The sequence below is a fragment of the Kitasatospora sp. NPDC051164 genome, from assembly GCF_044455625.1.
In the GTDB taxonomy this organism is placed as follows: Bacteria; Actinomycetota; Actinomycetes; order Streptomycetales; family Streptomycetaceae; genus Kitasatospora.
This window is the reverse complement of record NZ_JBITFB010000088.1, coordinates 1-9,024: the sequence shown is the minus strand read 5'-3', so window position 1 is coordinate 9,024 and position 9,024 is coordinate 1. Positions and strand designations below refer to the sequence as shown.

Genomic DNA, 9,024 nt, shown 5'->3' with positions numbered 1-9,024 from the left:
CGATGACACAACACGTCACCACTGCCACGGGGTCACCGACCCTATGCCTGACCAGCAGAAACACAGCCATCAAGACCGGAAAGACAACAACCACTAAGGGGCGAGCTCCATGCGGGATCGTGTCGCGCCCCCCTCATCAAGTGGGTGAGCATGCGCTCCGCCGTGTTCGGAGTGGTGTCTTGCGGGGCTCCCGCCGTAACCAGTGCCGCGCTGAGCCTTGCCGACGCCATCTCAGGGACGTCCAGGTCGTTGAGAAGGGGAAGAACGAGTAGGAGCCGGGCGTCAGGGTTCTCGACTCCGTCGGACCCGGGTACGGGGTTGTCGGCGATTCGGACCAGTTCGCGCCACGTCAGCCCTGTCCCCGAAAGATCTCCTTCCCAGCTGGCGAGCTGCTGTGCAGAGCTCCGGTCTGGATGGGTGAGGAGGTAGTCGATGCCGTAGTCGCCGACCAGGTTGCGGTAGACCACGACGACCCCCGACCCCTCTGCCGCAGGTACCCGGAACACTGGCCAGCGTTCGGGGTCGAACAGGACCTCGGACAAGGCGTCGGCATCGGCTCCGTCATCGCCGAACCACTCTGGAACTGGACGCTCAGCGCCAGCGCCGCCACTGCACATCGCGAGGAGGTGGTTCGACCAGAAGCCCGGGCAGGCCAGCAGCGACTCTCCGGCGACCAGAGGAGCGTCGTCGTATCGCTTGATCAGCACTCTGTAAGCCTGTCACCAGCCACTGACACGGCCGGATCCGGCGACCGGTACGGAGGGCCCGCCGGTTGCGGGACAGCCTTAGCTGGCGCATTGGGGGCGTATCTCCTCCACCCACGTCGTGAGTCACACCACGTCAGGCCGTGGACTGGCCGTTGCGGTACTCCTCGGAGGGCATCGAGTCCCATTCGGTATGCGCGCCGTCGCGCGTCACCATGAACAGCGGACGCGATCGGAGGACCTGACCGACCAGTTGCCCGCGCATCACGACCCCGGAATCACCGGGCCCTGCATAGCCCTCGGGTGTGTAGCGAAAGTGCACATCCATTGCCTCGGCATACGCGATGGCGTCGCTCTCCAGCTCCGACAGGTCCCTCCCGACCAGCGGGAGCCCGTCGTACGCGACCTGGGGGCCGTGCACGGCGTCGGCAGCGATGCAGAACAGCCCCACAACTTGGCTCACATAGGCCGTCACGGCAGGCAGTGAAGGAGCCACCCCGCGACGGTGGACTTCGACCTTCCAAGTCGGTGAGAAGACCGCGTAGCGCCGTGCACAATCGCTGACCTTCGTCTGGCCGAGTATCTCGGCCGCCTCGACCACTTCATCGACGGTCATACCGAAGCGGAGCGGTCCGACGCCGACAGCCGGCGAGTAGGACCACTCGTCTCGTTCGGAGACTCCGAGATCGGGTTCGGTCGTGGACGCCATAGTCGCTCCTCTTCACACACCTGAGACTTGCCGCCGCCCATCATGTCAATCGCCGACCAGCAGACTGCCAGGTGCCGCCGAGCTCGCGCAGAGCTCGGTGTTCGGGCCAGGGAGTCGTTGTCGACTGGCAGTCGGCCTCCGGGAGGAGTTGAACCACGCTGATACAGGGGGAGCCGCCGGTCTTGTGGAACGCGCGGACTTTCCAGCGTCCTGCGGGCAGGTCGACGGGAGCTTGGTCCGGTTCGCCTCTGCCGTCCGGGTAGGGCATGCCGAGGTTCTTGCCGGCCTCGGCCGAGTCCATGAGGACCGCCGGTCCGTCGGTCTCCCAGAGGCCGCACTCCTCCCACGGCGTCGCCGGGTCGTTCAGTACTGCGTCGGTGGCGGCGAGCAGCTCGGCGTCGGAGTCGGCAGCGACCCAGCGCATGAAGGCCCTCTGCTCAGGCAGGTAGCAGGTGGTGGCGGGCTCGTCGCCCAGCACCAGCGCGCAGGCGGCGCCGGGGCCGCGCAGGCCGATCACCTCAGCCAGCCCCTCGACCTTGCAGGCCCGGTCGTAGTCGTCAGGCTGGTCACCGTCACCGATGATCATGCCGTCCTCGGTGCAGCCACCCCAGTGCTGCAGTGCGGACAGCGGGACGACGATCAGCGGACCGCCCATGGATTCGACCCAGGTCAGATCGAGGGTCATCCGGACGTCATGTGGATCAGTACTCATGCGCGCAGTGTGCCGCTGATCAGTGACAAGCAGGGAACCCGGGTGGCTACTGCCTGAGCGGCGGACAACGGACAGAGCTGGTGGACCTACATAACGTCACGGCCCGCCACCGCCGCTACCACCCCGCCATCGCGGCCTGGCTGATCAGCCACGGATTCGACGCCATCGTCGACGAAGACCCCGACCGCGCCTACTGGCTCGGCACCTCCCTGCTGGTCACGAACAAGAAACTCGGCGGAGCGATCTACATCGACGACCGCGGCATGTGCTTCGAAGGCGACTGGGACACCGCCCTCCCCGAAGCGCTGCGCCGCATCGGCGAGCTGCCCGGACCGCCGGCGCAGCCCGCCGCCGATGTCCCCGCGCTGACGATCCGCCAGCCGTGGCTTGCCGCTTCTCTCGGGGTCGCCAGGCCTGATGTGGGGCCCGCCGGAGTATTCGCAGGTCAGTGGCCTGGGACCGGAACTTACTGATCGCAACAGGTGTGGTGCAAGGAGGCTCACCGGCGGACATGGCGAAGGGGTGGTCGAGCGATTACCGCTCGGCCGCCCCTTCGGGCTGCTTTAGCGGGCAGTGGGCGGCCGTACCCCCGTGGCGGCCGCCCGCCGCCGTACCGGGCCTACGGGTGGTACACGACCTCCGGGAAGGCCCTCGACGGTCCGTCGAGCAGATTGCCGCAGTGCCGGTTGCGCAAACTGCAGAATCGGGTCGCTGGAGGCCGCTCTGCGGCTGCCGAGCGGGCCGTTCCAAGCCAAGGCCCGCGACCTGCACCGCGCCCTGGAGCGCGACGGCCGCGCGCACCGACAGGACCAGATCGATGCTGTCCCACGCGTGGGACATCGACATCATCCGGGGGTGCCGCCCCCGTACATCCCCGGTACTACGGCGACCTGCGGTTACACCTGGGGTGGGACGCCCGGCCCGGGCCGCCGCGCCTACCGTCGTCGACCATGAGCAACGACCACGACGGGACCATCCGGCCGGACGACGCGCAGGTCGTCGTCGAGCTGTCCGGGGTGCACAAGGAGTTCGGCGACGCCAAGGCGCTCGACGGCCTCGACCTGCGGATCAGGGCGGGCGAGGCGGTCGCCGTGATGGGCCCCTCGGGGTGCGGCAAGTCCACCCTGCTCAACATGGTGGCCGGGCTGGACCGGCCCAGCTCCGGCACCGTCCGGGTGCAGGGGCAGGACCTCGGGCGGCTGAACGAGAACGGGCTGGCCCTGTTCCGCCGCCGTCACATCGGCATGATCTTCCAGTTCTTCAACCTGATCGACGACCTCCCGGCCCTCGACAACGTCGCGCTGGCCGCCCAGCTGACCGGCACCACCGCCCGCCAGGCCCGCCGCCGGGCACTGGAGCTGCTGGACGAACTCGGCGTCGCCCACCGCAAGGACGTCTACCCGGCCTCGCTCAGCGGCGGCGAGCGCCAGCGCGTCGCGGTGGCCCGCGCCCTGATGAACCGTCCGGCGCTGCTGCTCGCCGACGAGCCGACCGGCGCGCTGGACAGTCGCTCGGGCGAGCAGGTGATGGACCTCCTGATCGACCTCAACCAGATCGGGCAGACCCTGCTGATCGTCACCCACGACCCCAACCTGGCCACCCGCTGCGCCAGCCGGCTGGTCGAGGTCGCGGACGGCAAGGTGGCGCGCGAGCGGATGCTGGAGGCCCAGTCGTGAGCGGTGCTGTGTGGCGTGCTTCCCGGGCCGCGGTGAAGCGCCGCCGGGTGCAGACCATCGTGATCGGGCTGGTGGTGTTCTGCTCCACCGCGACCGTGCTGCTCGCCCTCGCGGTGATCAGCGCCGCCCGGGCCCCGTTCGACGACGCCTTTGACGGGCAACGCGGCGCCCACGTCGTCGCCGCCTTCGACCCGGCCAAGGCCTCGCCGGAACAGTTGGCCGCCACCACCCACCGGCCGGGCGTCGAGGCAACTGCCGGGCCCTTCGACCAGGCTGTAGTGAAGATCCCCACCGACTGGATCGGCCGCCCGCCCGGAGCGCTGACACTGGTGGGCCGCTCCGACCCGGCTGGGCCGGTGGATCGGGTGCAGCTGCTGGTGGGCCGGTGGGCCACCAAACCCGGCGAAGTGGTCATCAACGAACCGTTCGGGGGCGCGACGGAGAGGTTCCTGAACTACTCGCTCCCCCTCAGCGGCGGTCAGCAGCTCACCGTCGTCGGCTTCGCCACCAGCATGAGCCAGAGCGCCGGCGGGTGGGTCGCTCCCGAGCAGGCGGCCGCCCTGCACCCCACCGGCCGGCAGATGCTCTACCGGTTCTCCGACGCCTCCGGCGAGCAGCAGCTCACCTCCGCCTTGGGCACGGCCACCGAGGGCCTGCCCAAGGACGCGCTCACCAACGCGCAGTCGTACCTGGTGCTCAAGCAGGCCTTCTCGGCGGGTGCCGACGCCTACCTGCCGCTGATGACGGTCTTCGGCGTGCTCGGCCTGGTGGTCGCCGCGCTGATCGTCGGGAACGTGGTGAGCGGCGCGGTGGTCTCCGGCTACCGGCACATCGGGGTGCTGAAGTCGATCGGCTTCACCCCGCGCCAGGTGGTCACGGTCTACCTGACCATGGTCTCGGTGCCTGCGGTCCTCGGCACCGTCCTCGGTACGGCAGCCGGCTGGGCGGCCTCGCACCCGATCCTCCAGTCCGCCTTCTCGGGGATCACGACCGGCACGGCCAAGATCGAGCCGGCCGGCTACCTGCCCGCCGCCACCCTGATCAGCGTCCCGCTGCTGGTCGTCCTCGCCGCCCTGGTCCCGGCCTCGCGCGCCCACCGGCTCTCCGCCGCCCAGGCCATCTCGGCCGGCAGCGCGCCGCGCACCGGGCGCGGGCTGAAGGTCCAGCGCTGGCTGAGCGGCACACGGCTGCCGCGCGCCGTCAGCCTCGGCCTCGGCCAGCCCTTTGCCCGCCCCGCCCGCACCGCGCTGACCATGGCAGCGATCGTGCTCGGCGTGCTCACCGTGACCGTGACGACCGGTCTGAGCAGCACCCTGACCAAGCTGGTGGACCACGCCGACGGCCATACCCACGTCAACGTCCAGACCGCCCACTTCACGGGCAACAAGACCGAGCCCAGGCTCACTCCCGCCCAGACCGAGGCGATGCTGCGCGCCACCCCCGGCGCCGAGCGGGTCTCCGTCCGCGGGCTGGTCCAGGTCGGGCTGGTCGGCTACCCCCAGCCGGTCTTTGCCGACTTCTACGGCGGTGACGACATCGCCGACTCCAAGCGGCTCCAGGTGGTGAAGGGCCGCGTGGCGACCGGGCCGAACGAGATCGAGGCCGGGCCGGTCTTCATCAAGCAACACGGGCTCAAGATCGGCGACCGGCTCACCCTGGACCTCGATAGCCGGCAGCTGACCGTCACCCTCGTCGGCGAGGAAAGTCAGGGCAACGCTCGGGCGTTCGACTCCAACGACGCCACCAGGGCCGCGCTCACCGACGACCCGCACGCGGCCGAGTACGACGTGCGGCTCGCCGCCGGCGCTGACGCCGACGCGTACCAGCAGGCGGTGTCGGCCGCCGACCCGAGCCTTTCGCCCTCGGTGTTCGCGCCCAACCCGGCCGGTCCGATCGTCGCGGTCATCAGCTTCGCCACGATCTTCACCGCGCTGCTGTCGGTGGTCGCCGCCCTGGGCGTCTTCAACACCCTGCTACTCACCATCCGCGAGCGCCGCCGCGACCTCGGCATGCTCAAGTCGATCGGGATGACGCCCCGGCAGGTGGTGGCGATGACGGTCACCTCGGTGACCTGGCTGGGCGTGGTCAGCGCGATCATCGGCGTCCCGGCCGGAATCCTGGCGCACCGGCTGCTCATCGAGAACGTCGGAAGCATCATCTTCCCGGAGTCGACGATCAACATCTGGAACACTCCGCTGCTCACTGGCCTCGCCCTCGCGGGCGTCGTGATCGCCGTCGTCGGCGCCCTCGTCCCGGCCCGCTCGGCGGCCCGGCTGCCGATCGCCGAGGTGCTGCACAACGAGTGACGTCCGGCACCATCGCCCTGCGGAAGCAACGGCTCTATCCGCGACCACGCCGCGTCCGTTATCTCTCCTCGCCCCACCGCAAGATCAATTATGAGCCACGGCCTAATGCGGAACGGGTGCGAGCGGGGTCCGCTGCGGCCCTGGCCGACGGATAGCCGGATGATCGGATGACTGGATGGCCGGAGGAACAGACGAACCCGAGTGTCGACGGTGCCAGGTCGCGTAGGGACGCCCTCGTCGTCAGCGCCCTGGCTGGTGCACCAAGTCGGCTGGCTGGGACCGGGTGTTCAGCCTGGTCATCAGCTCGCGGTTGGCTGCTCGTGCGGCTTCGAGTTCTTGGTCGCGCTCGTCGAGCTGGGCGGTGAGATCTACAAGCTGCTGCTCCAGGGCCGTGATGCGGCGGTGCAGTTGCTCGATGTCTCCCGGGGCGCCGATTCCGGCTTCGTGCCAGACCTGTTCGCCGAGCAACTCGGCGAGCTTGTGCTCCAGTTGCCGGATCCGGGTTGCCTGCCGTCCGGCCCGGTCGTGGGCGCTGGCCAGGTCGGCTTGGAGTGAGGCCCGACTGACCAGCGGGCCCGTTCCGTTCGTGCCCGGCGGTTCACTGGCGGCTGTGTGGATCTGGGTGAGCAGGTCGCGGTGCCGGTAGAGGAAGGTGCGGTCCACCCTGGCGGCGCGAGCGATCGCGGAAACGCTCATCTCGGTGCCGTCCTTGGCCGCCTGGCGGAGGGCCTTGAGGACGCGTTCGCGTCGGCGGGCTGAGTCAGCTCGCCGGCCCTCGATCATCGGCTTGGCGGTCATACGGTGCGCTCCACTCTTAGTGGACGTTAAGTCCCTTTTCTCTCGGCTTGTGATCGCTCGTACGTGTGAACGTTGGCTGTACTGGCGTGCCAGTCGTGGTTCGGGTGATGTTCTGCGGCACATGGACAGACGGGCGTATCCGAGCGACTTATCGGACGAGCAGTGGGCGTTGATCGAGCCGATGATCACGGCCTGGAAGCAGAGCCGGGTGGCGCGATCGGCAACCGGGGATCCGGGTCCTGTGATCTGCGGGAGATCGTGAACGCGGTCTTCTACCAGAACCGGACGGGCTGTCAGTGGCGCTATCTGCCCCATGACCTGCCGTCCTGGTCGGCGGTGTTCTACTACTTCGGCCTGTGGCGCCAGGACGGGCTCGACCAGCGGGTCCAGGAACTCCTGCGCTGCCAAGTGCGGGAGAGGGCCCGCCGATTAGAGGACCCGTCCCTCGTGATCATCGACACCCAGTCCGTCCGCGCGGCCGCCAGTGTTCCGAAGACCACGACGGGACTGGACGCGAACAAGAAAGTGTCGGGCCGCAAGCGGGGACTGGCCGTCGACGTCATGGGGCTGATCATCGGTGTCGTCGTCCTGGCCGCCTCCGCCCACGACAACGCCGCCGGCACCGCCCTGCTCGACCAGGTCGCCGAGCGGTGCGGGATGCGTTTGGAGAAGGCGCTGGTGGACCAGGGCTTCAAGGACGAGGTCGTCATCCACGGTGCTTTGCTGGACATCGACGTCGAGGTCGTCCGCCGCAACCCGGCCGACCAGGGCAAGGGCTTCGTCCCACAGCCGAAACGGTGGGTGGTGGAGCAGACGAACGGCACCCTGATGCTGCATCGACGCCTCGCCCGCGAGTACGACCACAGGCCCGACAACTCCGCCTCACGGGTCTACTGGGCCTCCACCGCGAACATGACCCGCCGCCTCACCACACCAGCCCCGGCCTGGCGCGACACCCTCGGGCTGGCCGCGTGAACGTCGCCGAACTCCTGGCGGACCTCCAGACCCGGCAGGACGAGGCCGCTGCCCGGGCCGCAGAACTACGCGCCCGGATCGAAGAGCTCGCCGCCGACCTGACAGAGACCGAAGCGCGGCTCACGGATCTGGCCACCGCCCGAAAGATCATCGCGGAGGTCACGCCGGCAGGAGCCGAATCAGAACCACCCGAGACGAACACCACCTACCAGGCCATCGTGAACGCCTTCAACCAGCATCCCGACCAGGCATTCCGGGCACGCGAGCTGCACGAACTCCTCGGCATGCCCACCGACGAGACGTCTGTCAACATCACCCGCAGCCGCCTCGGACGCCTTACCCGCCAAGGCTTCCTCACCCAACCCGGACGAGGCCGCTACCAGAAACGGACTTAACGTCCACTAAGTTCTTGGCTTGCGAGCTGCACCAGAACGGCGCTGGCACCCTCGCGCTCGCCGTGACCGACCGGCGGTCGAACAATAACGGATTCGCACATCGGGACCCGGCGACCAGCCTGGTCGATGATGAGGACCTGGTCCTCGCCCTCATCTCCGGACTGCGGTTCGTGGCCCGCCATGCCCGGGACCGCGCTGCCGCCGGCGGAAGCGCTACGGTCCGGGCAAGCATCTGGCCTGTCTCGGAGCAGATCCCGGCTGAACTCCACCAGTCCCGCGGCTTCAGCGGACGCCTCGGTGCGCAGACGCCGACCCAGCCTCCGGAGGCGTCAGGAGTATTCGACATCGACGACCTGGCCGAGGAGGGGCCCGCGCTGGTCGCCGCGGCAGCCAGCCTTGGCAGCAGTCTGATTCAGCACTTTGGATATCCCGAGGCGTTGCAAGCCACGAGCGGAGGAGCCATCAGGACCCGGTACTGGCAAGCCCAACGATACGGAGCTGGGCTGATCCAATGGGCATCCAAGGCAGGCGTCCCTACTACAGACGAGACCGTCAGCTGAGACGGGGCACAATCAATGAAGGGGCGCTCCGCCGGTTGTTTGGCGGAGCGCCCCTTCGTCGCACGCGGTCCGGAGATGGAGTGTTGCCGGTCTCAGAGGACGTTAAGTCCGTTTCTGGTAGCGGCCTCGTTCGGGTTGGGTGAGGAAGCCTTGGCGAGTGAGGCGTCCGAGGCGGCTGCGGGTGATGTT

9 protein-coding genes and 1 pseudogene are annotated in these 9,024 nt (G+C 68.8%); 6 read left to right on the top strand and 4 right to left on the bottom strand.

Annotated features, from left to right (window positions below; translation table 11 throughout):
* Positions 1–41: 41 nt before the first annotated feature.
* From ACIBEC_RS47165 to ACIBEC_RS47155, 3 genes are all read right to left on the bottom strand, one after another.
* Positions 42–707: a hypothetical protein gene (locus tag ACIBEC_RS47165; protein WP_360510094.1), complete on the bottom strand. Its 666-nt coding sequence runs from the start codon at positions 705–707 to the stop codon at positions 42–44.
* A gap of 133 nt (positions 708–840) precedes the next feature.
* Entirely contained in the window at positions 841–1,413 is a 573-nt protein-coding gene (locus ACIBEC_RS47160) for a hypothetical protein (RefSeq protein WP_360510095.1), read from the bottom strand.
* Between the two features lie 40 nt (positions 1,414–1,453).
* Positions 1,454–2,125 carry an Imm21 family immunity protein gene (locus ACIBEC_RS47155; protein ID WP_360510096.1) on the bottom strand — a complete coding sequence of 224 codons (672 nt, stop codon included), beginning with the start codon at positions 2,123–2,125 and terminating at the stop codon, positions 1,454–1,456.
* Between the two features lie 80 nt (positions 2,126–2,205).
* On the opposite strand from ACIBEC_RS47155, the gene ACIBEC_RS47150 reads away from it, so the two are divergent.
* The 3 genes from ACIBEC_RS47150 to ACIBEC_RS47140 all read left to right on the top strand — a co-directional run bounded on the left by ACIBEC_RS47150 (position 2,206) and on the right by ACIBEC_RS47140 (position 6,107).
* Complete coding sequence (locus ACIBEC_RS47150) at positions 2,206–2,598, top strand: hypothetical protein (RefSeq protein ID WP_360510097.1); 393 nt, start codon at positions 2,206–2,208, stop codon at positions 2,596–2,598.
* Between the two features lie 477 nt (positions 2,599–3,075).
* On the top strand, positions 3,076–3,801 hold the full coding sequence (locus ACIBEC_RS47145) for an ABC transporter ATP-binding protein (protein WP_360510098.1): 726 nt from the start codon (positions 3,076–3,078) through the stop codon (positions 3,799–3,801).
* The gene (locus tag ACIBEC_RS47140) at positions 3,798–6,107 is read left to right on the top strand and encodes an FtsX-like permease family protein (protein WP_360510099.1); all 2,310 of its coding nucleotides are present in this window, start codon (positions 3,798–3,800) and stop codon (positions 6,105–6,107) included. Before ACIBEC_RS47145 ends, ACIBEC_RS47140 begins: the two co-directional genes overlap by 4 nt.
* A gap of 240 nt (positions 6,108–6,347) precedes the next feature.
* Here the strand turns inward: ACIBEC_RS47140 and ACIBEC_RS47135 are convergent, their stop codons facing one another.
* Positions 6,348–6,905, bottom strand: a complete 558-nt coding sequence (locus ACIBEC_RS47135) for a hypothetical protein (protein WP_360510100.1) — start codon at positions 6,903–6,905, stop codon at positions 6,348–6,350.
* 121 nt (positions 6,906–7,026) lie between these two features.
* On the opposite strand from ACIBEC_RS47135, the pseudogene ACIBEC_RS47130 reads away from it, so the two are divergent.
* The 3 genes and pseudogenes from ACIBEC_RS47130 (at position 7,027) to ACIBEC_RS47120 (ending at position 8,835) form a co-directional block, all read left to right on the top strand.
* Positions 7,027–7,880 (top strand): annotated as a pseudogene (locus ACIBEC_RS47130) (IS5 family transposase).
* Positions 7,877–8,275 (top strand): hypothetical protein, encoded by a 399-nt coding sequence (locus ACIBEC_RS47125; RefSeq protein ID WP_360510101.1) that lies wholly within the window; start codon positions 7,877–7,879, stop codon positions 8,273–8,275. Before ACIBEC_RS47130 ends, ACIBEC_RS47125 begins: the two are co-directional and overlap by 4 nt.
* A gap of 14 nt (positions 8,276–8,289) precedes the next feature.
* Positions 8,290–8,835, top strand: a complete 546-nt coding sequence (locus ACIBEC_RS47120; RefSeq protein ID WP_360510102.1) for a hypothetical protein — start codon at positions 8,290–8,292, stop codon at positions 8,833–8,835.
* Positions 8,836–9,024 lie beyond the last annotated feature (189 nt).

What these genes read in the sequence shown, in the direction of transcription:
- ACIBEC_RS47160 (WP_360510095.1), bottom strand. Translation starts at nt 1,413, where the DNA reads ATGGCGTCCACGACCGAACCCGATCTCGGAGTCTCCGAACGAGACGAG.
- ACIBEC_RS47155 (WP_360510096.1), bottom strand. Translation starts at nt 2,125, where the DNA reads ATGAGTACTGATCCACATGACGTCCGGATGACCCTCGATCTGACCTGG.
- ACIBEC_RS47145 (WP_360510098.1), top strand. Translation starts at nt 3,076, where the DNA reads ATGAGCAACGACCACGACGGGACCATCCGGCCGGACGACGCGCAGGTC.
- ACIBEC_RS47135 (WP_360510100.1), bottom strand. Translation starts at nt 6,905, where the DNA reads ATGACCGCCAAGCCGATGATCGAGGGCCGGCGAGCTGACTCAGCCCGC.